Here is a 17,836-nt window from a genome sequence, read left to right on the forward strand (position 1 = left end):
TTGCAATTTGCTCCCTTCTGCATGTATGTAAGCTATATGAACGCTCACTTTCCACGCAGAAGTTTGCAGCTTGCATTTTCACGCGTATGAAAGGAATACTACCTAATTTCTAAGGCGACGGTTTCCCTACGCATAAAGTGCCTGCTCAATATCAAACAAGTACAACACTTTTTCATTTACTTGTATGTGTAAAATCGATTCAATCGCCTCACTATAAACACGTAGTTGTACACCATAGCGACCTATAAGTTCCTTCGATAGCGCTGGCTCCTCCATAAATGGGGGCCTAATACGGTCTGTTTTATAATCAAGTAATATCCAGTTGCCATAAACATCCTCAAACAAGCAATCCACAATCCCTTGAACGATTTGCGCGTCACCGTCTTCATCGACACGACTAATGGTAAATGGCATTTCTCTGCGAATTTGCTTGGCATTTTTAAAGCGTTGTCCAATCTCTGTTGTAAAGAAACGGAAAATTTTCTCGCACGGAACAATTTTGCTTTCTGCCTCCGTGAGCAACTGTTTTGCCACTAACTCAGCTACAAATTGCTCAACCTCTTGCACTGTAGAAAAGCCACTCTGTGGTACATGCTGCATAGCCGTATGGACAGCTGTACCCATTTCTGCACCTGTTAGCTGCTTGTCCTGTAAAAAGGTTGGTCTAGGTGCAATCGTAGCCTGATTCTTTTTAGGATTCATAAAGTAGTATTCTGGCTCTTCTTGACGTTGTAAACTTTCAACACGCTTTATTTCACTAACAGATGTTTTTGAGCGTTTTAGTGTCGATTTTTGAAATGCATACTGCGCTTGGAAGCGATTTGTAATTTCTGCGAGCAACGTCGCATCCTCGGGTGCTTCTAGCATCTGCTGTACGTCACTGTCGAGCGCTTGCGTGTCATACATAAAGTGATAGGTTGGTATCGCACGAATCCACCAATGAGATACATCTTGTCTCGCCTTATATGGTGAACTTGCGATGGATGCAAAATCAGCATGTCGTGCAACAGCAGGTCCAACCCAGTCAAAATAACTATTGGCACGTGCACGTAAATAATCTTGCAACGGTGCATCCACAGCCAAGTTTTGAGCATCCTGCCAAGCATCACGTGTTTTACCCCAGCTTTTTACTGAACCTACTAAAATAAGCCGTTCCTTGGCACGTGTCATTGCTACATATAAAACCCGCATTTCTTCGGCTCTCATTTCAAGCTCTTTTTTCTCCTTCATCGCAAGAAACGGTAAGGAAGTATAAGTTATACGATTTTCTGGATCAATCGCCTTGACTGCAAGCCCATAATCCTGGTCGAATAAATACGGATTATGGAAATCCATTTTATTGAAGGGACGTCCCATTCCTGCAACAAACACAACAGGGTACTCTAACCCTTTGGAGGAGTGTATTGTCACAAGTCTTACGACATCATCTTTTTCCCCAATGGACTTTGCCGTTCCTAAATCGTCGCCACGTGTGCGCATACGATCTATAAAGCGTAGGAAGCGGAATAAGCCTCGAAACGACGTTTTTTCATACATTAATGCTCGATCATGTAAAACGCGTAAATTTGCCTGTCGTTGTTTGCCATTCGGCATTGCGCCAACCATTTCATAATAATGTGTATCTAAGTAGATTTTCCAAATTAAATCTGACAAAGATCCTCGTCGCGCTAAATCTCGCCAATTTTCAAATGCCAGCATAAAACGTTGAAGCTTCTCAAATGTTTCAGATTGTACACCATGTCCTTCACTACGAATAAACTGCCTTAATGCATCGTAGAACGGTGTTTTTGTATCTGCTAAACGAATTTTGGCTAACTCGTTTTCTGTTAAGCCTACAAAGGGTGCTCGCAACACAGAGGCTAGTGGAATATCTTGATACGGATTATCTACGACTTTTAATGTGTTAAGCATAATCATCACTTCAAGTGCGTCAAAATAACCTTTAGATGACTCTGCATAGAGAGGAATTCCAGCAAGCTTAAATTCTTCCACTAAATCCGTTGACCATGTCATCGAACGCATTAAAATAACGATGTCACTGTATTTTAATGGGCGCTCTGTTGCGGTTTTCGTATCATATACGGTTGTGCCGTCTTCCATCATTTGGCGAATTCGATCAATAATAAATCTTGCTTCATACTGGGATTTCTTTAGTTCCTCAAGCTCTGATGCCTCGCTCATACTCTCTTCCAGTTCTTCATCCGTTGCTTCCTCCTCTAGTGGATGCAAAACAACGAGTTCAACAGGTACTTCTTTATCATCATACGGTGCTGCTGGCTTTAATGAAGCATTGTCATCATAGTGTATTTCACCAACACGTTCACCCATAATTTGTGCAAATACAAAATTTGTGGCATCTAAAACCTCACTACGACTTCGGAAATTAGCATTCAAATCAATGCGCATGCCAGTTGCATCTGGATTCTCTGAAAACTCACCATACTTTCGCATAAAGAGCTTTGGCTCTGCTAAACGGAAGCGATATATACTTTGTTTTACGTCACCAACCATAAAAAGGTTGCCATCTTGCTCTTCACCAAGTTTGACTAATTGTAATATCGTTTCTTGTAGCATATTCGTATCTTGATATTCATCTACGAGCACTTCTTTAAAACGTTTTTTCAAATCTAACGCGACAGGAGAAGGCTGTAGTTTACCATCTACCTCTTCCGTTAAAATTTGCAATGCATAATGCTCTAAGTCGGAAAAGTCGATAATTCCCCGCTCTAATTTTGCCAGACGGAATTGCTCGTAAAAAATAGTCGTCAACTCAACTAAAGTTGCAATCGTCGGTGCCATTAGTCGTATTTCTTCTAGCAGACGTGCTGGTGTGCGAACAAAATAAGTTTCTTTCAGCTTATTCATCATTTTTTTAGCCGACTCACGCTTTTTCTTTGCCAGCTCCTGAAGCTCTACATCGACTAATGCATCCTTTGACACGCGCTTCAATGTCGACCATTTGACAGTTAAAAAATAATCAAATAGCTGTTGCCACGTTCCTTCATGACTAATCCGAATCCCTTCTTGAATCATGGCAAAATCGAGCTCTGCCGTTTCAGCATATGGCGCAGGGCCGTCTGGCTGAAGCGTAATAGCACGCATTTCAGAAATTAGCACGAAAGCTTCCTCTAGACTATGTTTAACAGTTAATTTCACATACTTTGATAACTCTAAATCATCGATTGTCACATCATCTGCTAACTTATATGTTTCTGGTAAGCTTCGTAACCATTTTTTCGGTTCAGCATGAACGCGTGACGTATCATAAAGCTTACTCATTAATGTTTCAATCGCCTGATCATCACGATCTGATGTAAAACTATCCACTAATCGATATATGGCATTGATTTGAGCTTCGTCCTCTGTATCGTAGGCTGATTCTAGCACGTCAGCTAGAATATCATCTCTAAGCAACGCAATCTCAGCCTCATTCGCTATCCTAAAACCTGGGTCAATATCGAGCATATACGCATACTGCTTCACAATGGCTAAACAGAAGGAATGCAGTGTTGATATTTGCGCTTTATTAACTAGACTCAACTGACGTCGTAAATGGCTAGACGTCGGATTTTCTGCTATCGCCTTTTCAAGTGCCTCTGCCATACGATGGCGCATTTCAGCTGCCGAAGCATTAGTAAACGTTACAACAAGTAATTCATCCACATTAATTGGGTTTTCTGTTGCGACGACTTTCTCAATCATGCGATTAATGAGCACTGCTGTTTTACCAGATCCAGCTGCTGCTGAAACAAGAGTATCTTGTCCACTTGCATATATCGCTTTCCACTGATCATCTGTCCAAGTGACATTTGCTGGCTTCACAGGTATTTGCTGCACCATATTATTTCATCTCCTCCCGAATTTTTTCGACAACCTCTACTGGTTTTACTTGCGGTAGCTGACGATAGCTTTGTTTACCATCGGATGGGTCAAATTGGCACACTGATGCAAATTGACAATAATCACAGGCTGTTTTGGATTTTAGTTTATACGGGCTAATCGCTGTGTCCCCTGCTAAAATTCCATTCCCCGCTTCTTGATGCTTACGGCGGACGAAATGTTGTAAGTTTTTCATATCATTAACTGGCACAATACGTGATTGTGATTCTGATGGTGTACCATCTTTTTTCATATAGACAGGAATGATTTGGGAGTGCCCACTTGCTTCCTCAAGTTGCTCGTCCATCGATAAAATTGCTTCTGGATTTTCTGTTAAAAGCCCCTTCATCTTAAATTGCTTTAAACGATCTTCTTCAATTTCACTATCACTCAAGTCTTTATCAAGTTTTAACATTGGATTATGGACATGGACATACAGCACACCCGCAGGCTCTGCATCACCAGGTAGCCAATAGGATGCATTTTCCATCGCTACATCTAAATAAGTGAGCACCTGTAGCGATAGGCCATGATAGACCTCATTCAAGTCTAAATCACGAGCAGATGATTTATAATCGACGATACGTAAATAAGAGCGATCATCAATAGATGCACTATCTACACGGTCAATACGACCACGCATAAACATTTTTTTGCCACCGTGTAAATCAATTTCCAATGGCGGAAGCTGTTCGTGTTGCCCTGGTCCAAACGATGCCTCAATGGCAATTGGTTTAAAGTGGGAAACATTTGCGTGCTGTGTCAGTGCCATCATTGTGCGCTCTACAATACGGATAAGCTTGCGCTGGATATAACGATAGCGTGCACTCGATAGTAAAATTTGATGGGAGAAAACAGGCACTATTTGCTCAACTGCCTGTCGCGCAAGCTGTTGAATTTGCTGCTTCGTTAAACGAATCCACGATAGCTGTAAACGATGCGTCTCTTCAGTAATCCATTTCAACGCCTCATGGAATAAATCACCCATTGCAAATGTTTCTAAGCGATATTCTGCCCGTTCTTCCAACCGTAGCCCATACGTTGTGAAATGAGAGAATGGACAACGGAAGTATTTTTCAATACGTGACACACTAGATGTCAGCTTACGACCATATAACTCTTGTGTAATGTAACCTTCTAAAGGTTCTGCCTCATTTTTATGTGTAATTGGATGCATTAGTCGATGTAAAATTAACGCCCAATATGGATCTTGTTCATAATATTTTTGTAAAGCTACCCATTCTGGTGCAAGCTCACGAGTATGCTCTGCTTGCCGTAATTGCAGCGTTAAATGTGCTAATGCTGTACGAGGATGTCGTAAATAAGGCAATACATTATTATCGAGCAATTCAATTGGATCAATGACAACACGCTCAACATTTACCCCGCTTAAAAGTCCTTCCGTTTTATCGTTTCCAATAATCCTCTTAATGTATAACGAAGAGAGGAGTGCTTTTCCCTCTTCATCTGCCGTCGAATAGGTCATATATAGCTTTTCTGACGGTGTTGTTATTGCACGATATAGTAAGAAGTTTTCCTGCAATAATCTATTTTTCGATGTTGGTGCTAATTCATAGCCGATGTGCATAAACCAATCACGTTCTGTATCAGATAGTAATCCTTCATAATCCATACGCGTAGGGTAAACGCCATCGTTCATTCCTAGAACAAAGGCAACTTTAATATGCGATAAACGGGCTAAATCGACTGTTGCCACCATGACCTCATCTAAAGTAGGGGGAATACGGGAAAATTCTAATGTATCGAATCCTTCATCTAAAATTTTTGCCGCTTCTTCCACAGACATTTCCTGCTCCCCAAACATGTAAACAAACTGATCAAGTACTGCCACCCATTCTTTCCACGCTTGATCATGCTCACTTGCCGCTAATGCTTCTCCCCTATCAATTTCACGATCTTTCATAAGTTGTAGCTTGTCATATACTTGCACTTCCTCGACTAGCTCATATAACGCAGTTGCGACATCTCTACCAGTTGTTGCATGCATAAGCTTGTCCTGTAATGCTTTTAACGGTGCACGGATGACATCGCGAATTGCCTCGATTTCTGTCTGCATCGCACGCTCTTCATCCGTTTGAACACGGGAATGAAATTCGAGCCCTCTATATTTTTTGTAAAACCATCTAGCCTCTTCAAACCATCGTTCTCCGTAAATCCCTTGTGCTAAACAGTAATTTTCTAGACGATCTGCACGCTCACGCCAAACACTTTGCTCTGCATGCAATGGGAAAAATAAATCTGTTTTCACACTTCTAAAAAGCGGTTCATATTTCCAATTAGATGTTATAACTTCCAAAGCAGAACGACTAAACTCAATTAAAGGATGATGAAGCATCGTTTTTTTCGAGTTCACAAAAATAGGAATGTCATACTGTTGGAAAATTGTTGATATGAGCGGATCATATACATCTGCTTGTCTAAAGAGCAATACTATATCTTGATAACGATAGCCCTCCTGCCTTGTCAGCTTCGTTATTTCCCGGGCAATGGCATGAATCTCAGCCCGTCGATTCGATGCTTCAAAAACCTTCACATCACCTGTTGATTTTTTTGTTTGTGGCACCATTTTCTCAAATGTTGCTTCTACATGACGTAAATCTTCAGACTGGAATCGGTGTGTATTGAAAAAATGTATTGGTCCATCTATCTCGATGCCATTTTCCTGTGCTATATCTTGCAGACGTTGGTTTGTCATCGCCGCTTCATTGAAAAGCGCTTGCTCATCGTAAACTTCTTCGATATGGTCGAACGGCAGTACAACGGTAACCTGCTTTGATACTTTTAGCAGTTCTTTTACAAGCTCTAGCTCTCTAACAGTAAATGCGGTAAAACCATCTATATAAATTGTCGCCTGCTTCATCGTCTCCGAAAATTTTAACTGCTCTGTTAAAATCGGATAGTATCCCTCACTGTCGACATAAGTCGTGCCAAGTCGTTCTTCTAATGCTTGTAAAACAATTTGTAAATCATTTGTTTTTGCCTGTAATGTATTCGGTGCATCGACAGCCTTTAAGGAAGCTGTCACTTCTGCTAATACTGAACTGTTCACACTGTAACGGCTAAATTCACGTAATAATGTTTCGATTTCTTCTGTAAAGCCTCGTTTACCAGCAGCTTGTCGAAATAGAGAGAAATCGCTTTTTTGCTCCTCTAGTAATTTTCGAATAAGCATTCGATAGCCATAGCCATTAACTTCTTGGCGGGCAATCCCACCCGTTTCTTGTAGTACAAGCCAAGCTAAACGTTTAAACGTCATCACTTGTGCACGTATTAGTCCGTGTAAGCCATGTCTATTAGTAAGCTCATATTCAGTAGAATAAGACATTTGGTCAGGAACAATGATAAAAATAGGGTGACCTAATGGATCTGTAGATACTTGCTCGACAATCTCTCTATGAATAAACGCTGATTTTCCAGTACCTGCACGTCCTGATACAATTCGTAATGTCATTCACTCTTCCCCCTATTCGTAAAAAATTCAAATCTATTATAAAAAATCTATTGTAATTCGTTTCACCATAATTCTCCAATACCAAACTACTGAAATAAAAAAGACCCTCCTACCATTTTACATGATACAAGGGACTGCATGTGTAGATTCAGCCTAGAAGATTATTCATTTTTCGTCATTTTTCGCGCACGTTTCAAATCTTTTTCCACTCGCGCATTCAAACGCTTCTCTATAAGCTTGCCTATCCACCATAACAATACAATGGCTACACCAGCACTAATCAGTCGAATCGGACTTGTTAACAACGATTTTAAATCATAGCCAAGAACACTCATCCCTAAAATCATTACGAATTTTCCTGCTAGTAGCACTGTTAAATAATATTTTTTATGAATATGCGAGAGACCCGCAACTATATTGACAAGCACTGACGGTGTAAATGGGAAGCACAGTAAAACAAACAACGGGCTAATTCCGTTCATATCAACCCATTTGATAAGCTTTTGTACCTTTTTCCCCCGCGTTACAAAACGCAGCTTCGGATGCTTTCCGAAATGTCGGACAAGCAAAAATACTGCATATGAACCTGCTACTGAACCTAACCATGATAATAAAAAACCTATCCATAATCCAAACGCACTTGCATTTGCGACAACGAACACAACTAGCGGTAAAAAAGGAAAAAAAGCCTCTAAGAAAGGTAATATCACACCTATTATGGGTCCCAACGTTCGGTATTGTGCCGCAACATGCTCGATATTTTCTACAGTAAACCATTCATTCACTTTTGCCACCTCTATTTATATTGCAAGATTACATGTAAAATCGTAAGTTCTTCTGAAGCATTTTGATATTCGTGTGCTTGATGTCCAGAAAATACCAAAGTTTCTCCTTCAGTTAAAGTTTCGTGCATTACGCCAGCAGAAATAATTGCTTGTCCATGAATAACAGTTACAGTTTCTTCTACCCCTTCTGTATGGGCTTCACTCCTACTTCTGGCACCTGGCTCCATTTCTACTTTATAAAATTCCCAACCTCGTTCAGGATCATAAGGAATAATGGAGTAGACACGATAACGCCCGTCATCCTCATCGACATGTGGCGCATTTTTACTGCTAAACTTCATAAAATGGGCTATCGGTGGTTGTAAAAGGGATGAAAATGATATACGAAGACCTGCAGCAATTTTCCAAATTGTTGAAACAGTTGGATTCGCTTCACCTTTCTCAATTTGGGCAAGCTGTGCTTTACTAACGCCTGTTGCTTTTGCTACATCATCTAAGCTTAAACTACGTTGCTGTCGTATTTTTTTTAATTGGAATGCTAAATTTCGACTCATTTGTTCCATCTGACTCACCATTTCCTATTGTTTATTTTATCAGACATATGTATACTTTAATAAACATGTGTGAATTATCAAACTATTCCACTATAAGTATACATGGAAATTTTTCCGAAAGGATGACCTATTTATGACAAGCACAACAGATCTTCATAATGATTCAACAACCACTACAGAAGATAGCTTTTTACAAGGATTTAAAGATTGTGTACCTACTCTACTCGGTTACATTAGTATAGGACTGGCATTCGGGGTTGTAGGTTCCGCTTCTGGACTATCTGTAGTTGAAATTGCATTACTGACAATACTCGTTTACGCTGGCTCTGCTCAATTTATTTTTTGTGCACTTTTGCTAACGAGTAGTCCTGCCTCTGCTATCATTGTAACCATTTTTGTCGTAAATCTACGTCATTTATTAATGAGTTTAACATTGGCACCTCATTTTACGCGCTATTCTATGCTACGAAATGTTGGATTCGGGACATTATTAACAGATGAAACATTTGGAGTAGCCGTAACCAAACAAATGCAAAATGGTAAATTACATGGCAAATGGATGGATGGACTGAATATAACAGCGTATTCTTTTTGGATTTTATCTTGCGTTGCAGGTGCTTTTTTAGGGCAATGGGTGGCAAACCCCGAAAAGTGGGGCTTGGACTTTGCATTAATCGCCATGTTTGTAGCTTTACTCGTGCTACAGCTTAGTAGCGTTGGAAAAAATAAAATTATGCATTACCTAAAATTGATTGGCTATATGGTTATCATTATGTACGGCTTATCTTATCTCGTTCCTTCACATTTAGCAGTACTACTTGCAACTGTAATTGTGGCGACGATTGGGGTGGTGACAGATAAATGACGACAACAGCTTCGATGGTATGGCTTATTATCGGTTGCGCATTAGTTACATGGTTACCCCGTGTTATTCCATTTATGTTTGTACGCAGTGTAACACTGCCAGATGTTGTGCTAAAATGGCTTAGCTTTATTCCAGTTTGCATTCTCAGCGCCCTTGTTATAGAAAACTTATTAGATACTGAAAGCAAAAGTTTCGTGACACTAGATTGGCCTGTCTTTTTAACCTTTGTGCCTACTCTACTTATTGCATTAGTTACAAAAAGTCTATCTATTACAGTTGTGGCAGGCGTTATCATCATGGCTGCTGTTAGATTTTTTATGTAATCAATTAGGTTGACTTTTCCCTATAAAAAAATCCGCTTAGACGCTTGCGAATTAGCACGAGGTATAAGACGAAATCATCGCTATAAAGATGATCTCGTCTTACACAGTGCACGCAAATGCGACGCGGATTTTTATTTTTCACAGGAGTTAAGAAGACTTTTTATGACAGCCTTCCTTATTTTTTTTGCATTTTGCTCGCCAACCAAAAGCCAACAGTTAACGAAAATGCATCAATGACAAAAATAATAGGTGGAGAAGTATAACCTGCATATACTGAAGCCGCAATAAGTGCTATTGCTAAACTTAGTGCCACATAACGGTTATACGTAATTCGAGTAAACAATAACACGAGTAATGCTGGGAAAAATAATGCTAACATTATTTTCCCATATAGATCTATCATAGTTCTCTCGGCTCCGCCAACAATAACCCTATTCGATAATGGTCATTGCTGTAAATGACATGCTGTGTCAGGCGAATTTCGTTATTACGATCAAGCACCTCTAAACGACAATGTGCAGCATTCAATTGTAAAGCTTCATATAGTTCAACTTCTGTAGTAATCGTGTGTCCGTTTACTTTACGAATACATTCCCCTGCAAGCAAGCCCATTTTTTCTGCTGGTGAATCAGGAAGCACAGCAGCAATTATCGCTCCCTTTGTACTTGGTGCAACTGCATATGATTCCGTTTTATCTTGCAATGCATAATAAATTGAAATCAGTATTCGAATTAATACCCCTACTGCTAATGTTATATAGCCAATAGTTGGTGCCAAAAATGAAGCAAGTCCACCTATTAAAATCAGCTGACCTAACAATAAGACGGAGCGCCCTATTTTCGGCAACTGCACAATCGGTAATTCTTTCCTTAACAGCTTAGAAAATCCGATAACTACAGGGAATAATACGAAAGCAAAGTGATTATCTCCCAACGTAAACTGCGGCCAATATGGCAATGATGATGGAATGATATTACCTGGAATAATAAAGAATATAGGTAACACCCAAACATTCCGTGTACGATACACGATAGCCTGCATCCCACGCTTCGTATTTTCAATACCAGGAGTTACCACTTGTTTAGCAGTACGACGAATTAGCATGCCTTCTACGATAACGCATAGCCCTGTTATGATTGTAATTGTAACAATAGCTCCTTCTAATAAATTAACGCCTTCCAACGAAAGTTTCCACCAGGAGAACGTCCAATTGTATTGAAACATTGCCCATAATGCTAGAGTCGCCATTGCCATTGTGTAAATTGGTGATAATACATTGATGAAAAATAGCAACAAACCTAGAAAAGATATAGCCATTAGACTCAATAAAAATGATGGAGGAACAGTCAGCCCGACACCTAGACTAATTAGTGAAATGACTAATGCATAAGGCCATCCACGCTTCCATTGTTCTAACAGCTCTGTCCAACCCCAAATGATACGTCTGTTAAAAAATCTTCGCTCTTGCTTTACACGTCTATACCCTAATAAAATAGCAACTACTATCGCAATATAAACTACTGGATTAAGTAAAAAGCGGCCAATCGCTGTTACAATTTCTATTAATATGTTACTAGCCATACGAACACCCGCCGTTTCTGTCATGAATACTATGCATTCATTGTATCAAACGACCACTGTCTTGCGTAGTAGTAACTGGTAGAAAGCTTTGCAATTCCCATCATTTTTACTAGATTTATAATAACTATTGCATCTACTGCTCAATATTGTGCAACAAGAAGCTTGTAGCCATTTGGAATTGCAAGTCATTTTGACGATCTTCTTTGTATGCCTTTAGCGTTCCATTTAAACTATTGAAGAAAGTGGAGTCTACATATATATCATCTTCCGCTGCTGGTAATTCTTTTTGCTTGCGATAAAGCTTTACTGCCTCTTGAGTTGTCTCATCTAAATAGCCATCTAATCGGTCAATCTGATAACCAAGCTTTTGCAAGGCTTTTTGTGTATACGCAATTTCCTCACTCATATTGCCTACTTTGAATTGTCCTGTTAATGGATGCAATTGGAATGCAAATAATTCATTTTGTTCAATAACTAAGCTAGCCTCTATACCCTTCCCGTGAATCCATTCACGTTTTGGCGTAAGCCACTTATTTGTCGATAGCTTTAGTTCTCCTCCATTAGCAAGAGACCAAGATTCTTGTACTGTTCCCTTACCAAAGCTTTTAACGCCGATAAGTGAAGCACGATTCCAGCCTTTTAATGCTCCACTCAGTACTTCACTAGCAGATGCACTACCACCATTTTGAATAATGACAATCGGAATTTTATTCATCTTAGCTAAATATTTTTCATCAAAGCCTTTCGATTCAGTTTTTAACGGCTCCATAGCACCCTCTGCATTTTGCATATAGGCAAATACTTTACCATTTTCTAAAATTGTACTCAGTAGCGCTGCGACGCTATGTAAATAGCCTCCAGGATTATCTCGAACGTCAACAACGAGCCCTTCTACATCTTTGCGTAGCAGCTTACTTGTTTCTGCTACCCACTCATTAGCTGTCTTCTCACCAAATAACGAGATTTCTATATATCCAATTGAAGTATCTTCAATCTTCACTACTTCACTCGATACTGTTTTATTGGAGATTGCAGCACGTTCCATCGTCATTTTAATATGCTTATCCTCGCTTGGACGATAAACAACAATCGTAATTTTTGTCCCTTTCTCCCCTTGAATCAAATGCATGAGTTCACTCATTGTTTTCCCATCTACTTTTACACCATCAACTTGTACAATTTCATCGAGAGAGCGCATTCCAGCCTTTTCTGCTGGTGACGAACGAACAGGTGATACAATAATAAACTTGCCATTGTTTTCTGTCAGTTCAATACCAATGCCAACTCTTTCTTCTGCTAGCATTTGTCGATGTTGCTCAGCCTCTTCCTTCGTGTAATAGGTACTATACGGGTCCTTTATTGCATCTGCCATACCGCGCAAAGCGCCTTCTACTAGTTCTTCTTTTTTCGTGCTATATACAGATTTCTTTTCGATTAGTTGTAAAGCTTCGTTAATCGAATCAACCTCTGCCACTTGCACTTTTTTCTCAGCTCCAACAAAATCAAACCAGTCAAAGTAAACTCCACTACCTATCAATAAACTGCTGACAAGTACCCCGACTCCTGCCGTAATTTTGCGCAAACCTTCCCTCCTCTGTCTCTTTACTGTATGAATTTTTATTTTCAAACATACAAAATAATGTTTTGTTTTCTAAATAAGCGCTTGCCCTTCTTTTTTCAGAATTGTTTGGGTGCCTGACACTTGCGTTCTCGCGGGAGTCATCGTAGATTTTTACTTAGAGGAGTACTGGGAAAATTCAGAATCGTTTGAGTGACTGGCACTAAAAAGGCACTAAAAAATCCCCTTTGCCTTCCATGGGCACAGGGGATTTTAAAATAGTTCTAGTTAATCTAATGCTTCAACAGTATTTTTTAACATTTCGACATTCATAGGACCTTCAATTGCTTGCTGAATAGCCCCTGTTGAATCAATGAAATACGTTGTTGGAATTGTAATGACTTGATAATCTGAACCAGCAGCATTTTCTGGATCAAGTAAGATTGGAAATGTAAGTTCAAAGCTATCTCTAAATGTCATGACTGAATCAATTTTTGCATCAGCTGTTACGTCTCGCTCTGCTGATGTTAGATTGACAGCTAAAATTTCAACATTGTCCTCTGTTGCATATTGTTCGTAATATTTTTGCATATGAGGCATTTCGGCTTTACATGGCGGACACCATGTTGCCCAAAAATTCAATACTACTTTTTTTCCGCGGAGCTCACTTAACGTCACTTTCTCACCATCTAAATTAGTTAACGTGAAATCTGGCGGTGTATCTCCTTTTTTCAACCCTATTGTCCGTTCCTCTACCTCTTTACCAAGTGAAGCCGTTTCAATTTCGCGTTCTTTATCGATTTGCTGTCTAACATATGTACCAATCATCGCAGCTATTAACAACACGACAACAAGTAACCCAATATTTTTTTTCATTCTTTTCCTCCCATTCGTTGCATTCCTATACCTAGCATAAGTAATAGGAAGCTTACTCCAACAGCTGGTTGCCAAAAGCCATTTGGCTGTAAAGCTGCAACGATTACATACCCAGCTGTATACACTAATAACGCTAGAGTAGGTTCCGTTACTTTCCATAGTATGAAGATTGTTAGTGTGCTTAGCACTAACAAAGTGACGAGTTCGCTTTGGATAGAATTGTCATTCAATAATACCACGAACCATTGATAAATGGATTGTGTCAAAATAATTGCCCAACTACTTGCAGTTACGCCTTCATAATCGAATTGCAGTTGTTGTCGCTTCCACCACAATTGCAATAGTATGGCGACTGTTCCTAATAAGACGCCGACCGTTCCACCATTAAAATAAAGAAGTGCTAATGGTTGTGAAACGACAGATGGAAAATCCGTAATAATGAGACTAAATTTCCAAACAAGTATAAAAGTAAAAATTGCATCGCCGTATACCCCTGACCATATTTTGGGGAATTGTATTCGTAAAACAAGCCAGACGATGATAAATGAAGCTATTAATGCGACTGCCGTTGCTGGTAACGTTAATGCGCGAATAGAAAACCACTCAGTATTAATCACCCTAATAAATCCTCCACCAATATAGATAATTTTAGCATAGCATAGATGCATTTATGAAAACTTCCATTTCATACTGTGTTCGAAAACTTTTCTAAAAATACTCATTTTTTGAGCACTTCACTTGTAAATACCCCATATCGTATATCATAATATTTATTTCTTTCGAATGCGTGCTATCCACTGAAGGCAATTATATTATTCTGTTGTCCCTTACAGATAAAAAGAGCCGCCTCACAATGAGACGGCTCTCTTATTTAAATATTTACAATGGAATATATTTGAGTGGATTCACACTACCAACTGCTTGTCCTTGCCAAGAGCCGATGTGCACTTCAAAGTGTAAGTGTGGTCCTGTTGAACGACCTGTACTGCCCATTGCTGCAATTTGCTGCCCTTGGCTTACTTCGTCACCAACACTAACATTAAATGCACTTAAATGTGCATAAACTGTTGTATATATTTTTCCATCAATAGAGTGTGTTAAAATAACGACATTTCCGTAAGAGCTAAGTGGTGCGGCGTAAGATACGACACCGTCAGCAGCTGCCCAAATTGGCGTACCTGTTTTATTGGCAAGGTCAACTCCATAGTGGAATTCAGGACCAGCACCAAGATTACGCCAGCCATATGGTGATGTTAAACGGCCATTTGTTGGTTTTATCCATGTTCCATCCGAAGCTGGAGCATTTACCGTAGAACCACCAGAGCCTGAGTTCCCAGCAGCTGCAGCGGCTGCGGCCGCTGCTTTACGTTTTGCCTCTTGTTGACGAGCTACTTCCGCTAAACGGTTTTGCTCTGAAATGATTTGTTGCTGTAATTCAGCACTAATTTCTAGTGCCTCTGAATATTCTTTTTCAAGTAATACTTTTTCTGACTTTAGTTTTGCCTGTTCTTTTTCTAACTGCTCAACTAATGTGTTTTTCTCTTTTTTCTGTCCATCTAATGAGGCTTTTAGTCGTTCTAGCTTTGCTTTCTGCTCTTCTAGCTTTTGACGTTTGCTTTCTAGTACTTGCTTTTGCTCTTCTAATGTTTGCTTGTCCTGTTTTTGATCGCGAATAATTTGACGATCTGCTTCAAGCAATGCATTTACAGCGGAGAAGCGGTCGATAAAATCTACGAAGCTATTAGAACCTAGTAGCACATCTAAATAGCTAACGGAGCCACCAGCTTGAATTGCGCGTGCACGATCTTGTAATAGTAAATCACGCTCTTCAATTTTGCGAAGAAGCTCTTCAATTGTACCTTCTAATTCTTTTATCTCTGCATTTGTAGATTGAATTTCTGCCAATACACTTTTAATACTACTATTTGTAGTTTCAATTTCAGCGTTTAACGCTTGAATTTGGTCTAGTAATTTTTGTTGTTTTTCTTCATTTGCACTAATAGCATTTTCTTTATTGCTAATAGAAGAATTTAATTGATTTTTCTTTGTTTCTACTTGTTTTTTCTCTTCTTTTAAATCCGTTAAACTAGTTGCATACGCTGTTGGAGTTTGGATAATAAGAAGTAGTGCCGTTGTTGCTGCAAATGCTTTAATCGTGTTTTTTGCCTTACTTTTCATTTATTGAACTCCCCTTCGTTTATTTAATTCCATTTTGTTGACTATGTACGCCGTTATAAACGGCATTTTTATTGCGCTACATGTCTGACATACCATATCTTTCACTGGATTCAAGTGGAGGTAAATCCATACAGAATGCAATGTATCCCCCACTTAAAGTCTTTTCTGAAGCAAGTTAAACTTTTAAAAATTTACGTACAGACATGAAGCTTCCCCAAATACCAATAAGCACACCAATAAGCAGTAATAGACCACTTACTTGATAGACAAGTGGTGAGAAGTCAAGAAGTTGAACAAGCTCACCTTGTAAACGAGGTGCAATAATTCTATATACATTGTGATAAAGTGTTGCGATAACCGCAATTGGGATAATAGAACCTAAAATCCCCAGCCACATACCTTCTAAAAGGAATGGAATTCGGACAAACGAATTTGTTGCACCTACTAGTTTCATAATTTCGATTTCATCGCGACGTGCGATAATCGTAATACGAATCGTATTAGAGATTAAGAAAATAGCTGTGAATAATAATCCTAAAATCAGCACAAGACCTACATTACGACTAATATTTAAGAAGTTGAAAAGTTTTTCTACCTTACCTTCACCGTACTTCACGTCGTATGTATATTCATACTTATTAATTGTCTTTGCAACCGTGGCAGTTTGCTGTGGATCTGTTGCCTTCACATAAATAACATTTCGTAACGGGTTACTTTGCTCAAAAAGCTTAAAGTCATCCCCAAAATCTTTCACTAGCTTTGTCAATTCGTCTTCTTTCGTGGAATACTTAAATTCCGCAACATCAGGCAATTTTTCTATTTTTGCTAGTAATGCTTTTTCAGCAGCTTCATCTGCTGTTTCATCAATTAATACTTTTATTTCAACGTCGTTCTCTAAATCTGATGCTACTTTATTCAAGTTCATCATAATTAGCGAGAATACACCTACTAATATCAAAGTCACTGTAACCGCGCTGACAGAAGCAATTGTCATCCAGCTATTACGCCCAAGTGATTTTATGCTCTCTCGAAAATGTCGTTTTACTGTATTAAGCTTCATAGCCGTAGTCACCTCCGTGCTCATCACGGACAATCATACCGCCTTCAATCGCTATAACTCGACGACGAATGGTATTCACAATTTCGCGGTTGTGGGTTGCCATTACAATTGTCGTTCCCCGTGCATTAATTTCTTCAAATAAATTCATAATCTCCCATGATGTCTCTGGGTCCAGATTCCCTGTTGGTTCATCTGCGATTACTACCTTTGGTACATTTACAATAGAACGTGCAATAGAAACACGTTGCTGTTCCCCGCCAGAAAGTTCATTTGGGAACATTCTTGCCTTATGCTTTAATCCGACAAGATCTAAAACTTCCATAACTCGACGACGAATTTCAACAGGTTCCTCTTCAATTACCTCAAGTGCAAATGCTACATTTTCATAGACATTTAATCTTGGAAGTAATTTGAAATCTTGGAAAACAACACCTAGTTGACGGCGCAAGAAAGGCACTTTTTTGTTTTTTAAATCACCTAAATTAATACCATTAACAGTAATTTCACCTGAAGTTGCTTTTTCCTCACGGTACATTAATTTGATAAATGTCGATTTACCTGCACCACTTGGACCAACAACATAAACGAATTCACCTTGTTTTATATTAACCGAAATGCCATTTGTCGCAACTACACCATTCGGATACTTCTTTGTCACATTTTTCATTTCTATCATTTTTTTAAAACCACCTAAACCTCTTATAT

At 39.2% G+C, this 17,836-nt stretch carries 14 protein-coding genes; 2 read left to right on the forward strand and 12 right to left on the reverse strand.

Translation table 11 applies throughout. The features are described from left to right. Nucleotides 1–126: 126 nt before the first annotated feature. The 4 genes from addA to JNUCC52_RS10190 form a co-directional block, all read right to left on the reverse strand. Nucleotides 127–3,840, reverse strand: coding sequence for a helicase-exonuclease AddAB subunit AddA (gene addA, locus JNUCC52_RS10175; protein ID WP_337982015.1), 3,714 nt, complete (start codon nt 3,838–3,840; stop codon nt 127–129). A 1-nt stretch (nt 3,841) separates the two neighbouring features. Then, nucleotides 3,842–7,351 (reverse strand): helicase-exonuclease AddAB subunit AddB, encoded by a 3,510-nt coding sequence (gene addB, locus JNUCC52_RS10180; RefSeq protein WP_337982016.1) that lies wholly within the window; start codon nt 7,349–7,351, stop codon nt 3,842–3,844. Nucleotides 7,352–7,512: 161 nt separating this feature from the next. Continuing rightward, on the reverse strand, nt 7,513–8,136 hold the full coding sequence (locus JNUCC52_RS10185) for a TVP38/TMEM64 family protein (protein WP_173478099.1): 624 nt from the start codon (nt 8,134–8,136) through the stop codon (nt 7,513–7,515). Nucleotides 8,137–8,147: 11 nt separating this feature from the next. Further along, nucleotides 8,148–8,699, reverse strand: coding sequence for a helix-turn-helix domain-containing protein (locus JNUCC52_RS10190; RefSeq protein WP_173478100.1), 552 nt, complete (start codon nt 8,697–8,699; stop codon nt 8,148–8,150). 124 nt (nt 8,700–8,823) lie between these two features. On the opposite strand from JNUCC52_RS10190, the gene JNUCC52_RS10195 reads away from it, so the two are divergent. Then, nucleotides 8,824–9,555, forward strand: a complete 732-nt coding sequence (locus tag JNUCC52_RS10195; protein ID WP_173478101.1) for an AzlC family ABC transporter permease — start codon at nt 8,824–8,826, stop codon at nt 9,553–9,555. Next, nucleotides 9,552–9,878, forward strand: coding sequence for an AzlD domain-containing protein (locus JNUCC52_RS10200; protein WP_173478102.1), 327 nt, complete (start codon nt 9,552–9,554; stop codon nt 9,876–9,878). The genes JNUCC52_RS10195 and JNUCC52_RS10200 overlap by 4 nt, the downstream gene beginning before the upstream one ends. Nucleotides 9,879–10,053: 175 nt before the next feature. Here the strand turns inward: JNUCC52_RS10200 and JNUCC52_RS10205 are convergent, their stop codons facing one another. From JNUCC52_RS10205 to ftsE, 8 genes are all read right to left on the reverse strand, one after another. Then, complete coding sequence (locus JNUCC52_RS10205; RefSeq protein WP_173478137.1) at nt 10,054–10,278, reverse strand: CsbA family protein; 225 nt, start codon at nt 10,276–10,278, stop codon at nt 10,054–10,056. Further along, the gene (locus tag JNUCC52_RS10210; RefSeq protein WP_337982017.1) at nt 10,278–11,459 is read right to left on the reverse strand and encodes a PDZ domain-containing protein; all 1,182 of its coding nucleotides are present in this window, start codon (nt 11,457–11,459) and stop codon (nt 10,278–10,280) included. Before JNUCC52_RS10210 ends, JNUCC52_RS10205 begins: the two co-directional genes overlap by 1 nt. 133 nt (nt 11,460–11,592) lie before the next feature. Then, complete coding sequence (locus tag JNUCC52_RS10215; RefSeq protein ID WP_173478103.1) at nt 11,593–13,041, reverse strand: S41 family peptidase; 1,449 nt, start codon at nt 13,039–13,041, stop codon at nt 11,593–11,595. Nucleotides 13,042–13,305: 264 nt separating this feature from the next. Next, nucleotides 13,306–13,893, reverse strand: coding sequence for a peroxiredoxin family protein (locus JNUCC52_RS10220; RefSeq protein ID WP_173478104.1), 588 nt, complete (start codon nt 13,891–13,893; stop codon nt 13,306–13,308). After that, nucleotides 13,890–14,510: a hypothetical protein gene (locus JNUCC52_RS10225; protein ID WP_337982018.1), complete on the reverse strand. Its 621-nt coding sequence runs from the start codon at nt 14,508–14,510 to the stop codon at nt 13,890–13,892. Before JNUCC52_RS10225 ends, JNUCC52_RS10220 begins: the two co-directional genes overlap by 4 nt. A gap of 262 nt (nt 14,511–14,772) precedes the next feature. Beyond that, the gene (locus JNUCC52_RS10230; RefSeq protein WP_173478106.1) at nt 14,773–16,071 is read right to left on the reverse strand and encodes a murein hydrolase activator EnvC family protein; all 1,299 of its coding nucleotides are present in this window, start codon (nt 16,069–16,071) and stop codon (nt 14,773–14,775) included. Between the two features lie 175 nt (nt 16,072–16,246). Further along, nucleotides 16,247–17,131, reverse strand: coding sequence for a permease-like cell division protein FtsX (gene ftsX / locus JNUCC52_RS10235; RefSeq protein ID WP_173478107.1), 885 nt, complete (start codon nt 17,129–17,131; stop codon nt 16,247–16,249). Further along, nucleotides 17,121–17,807, reverse strand: a complete 687-nt coding sequence (ftsE, locus tag JNUCC52_RS10240) for a cell division ATP-binding protein FtsE (protein WP_173478108.1) — start codon at nt 17,805–17,807, stop codon at nt 17,121–17,123. The genes ftsX and ftsE overlap by 11 nt, the downstream gene beginning before the upstream one ends. Nucleotides 17,808–17,836: the final 29 nt, after the last annotated feature.

The sequence above is a fragment of the Lysinibacillus sp. JNUCC-52 genome, from assembly GCF_015999545.1.
GTDB lineage: Bacteria > Bacillota > Bacilli > Bacillales_A > Planococcaceae > Lysinibacillus.

Excerpts from the sequence above, each read along its gene's own strand:
- addA (WP_337982015.1), bottom strand. The coding sequence starts at position 3,840 with ATGGTGCAGCAAATACCTGTGAAGCCAGCAAATGTCACTTGGACAGAT.
- addB (WP_337982016.1), bottom strand. The coding sequence starts at position 7,351 with ATGACATTACGAATTGTATCAGGACGTGCAGGTACTGGAAAATCAGCG.
- JNUCC52_RS10190 (WP_173478100.1), bottom strand. The coding sequence starts at position 8,699 with ATGGAACAAATGAGTCGAAATTTAGCATTCCAATTAAAAAAAATACGA.
- JNUCC52_RS10195 (WP_173478101.1), top strand. The coding sequence starts at position 8,824 with ATGACAAGCACAACAGATCTTCATAATGATTCAACAACCACTACAGAA.
- JNUCC52_RS10200 (WP_173478102.1), top strand. The coding sequence starts at position 9,552 with ATGACGACAACAGCTTCGATGGTATGGCTTATTATCGGTTGCGCATTA.
- JNUCC52_RS10210 (WP_337982017.1), bottom strand. The coding sequence starts at position 11,459 with ATGGCTAGTAACATATTAATAGAAATTGTAACAGCGATTGGCCGCTTT.
- JNUCC52_RS10220 (WP_173478104.1), bottom strand. The coding sequence starts at position 13,893 with ATGAAAAAAAATATTGGGTTACTTGTTGTCGTGTTGTTAATAGCTGCG.
- JNUCC52_RS10230 (WP_173478106.1), bottom strand. The coding sequence starts at position 16,071 with ATGAAAAGTAAGGCAAAAAACACGATTAAAGCATTTGCAGCAACAACG.
- ftsX (WP_173478107.1), bottom strand. The coding sequence starts at position 17,131 with ATGAAGCTTAATACAGTAAAACGACATTTTCGAGAGAGCATAAAATCA.
- ftsE (WP_173478108.1), bottom strand. The coding sequence starts at position 17,807 with ATGATAGAAATGAAAAATGTGACAAAGAAGTATCCGAATGGTGTAGTT.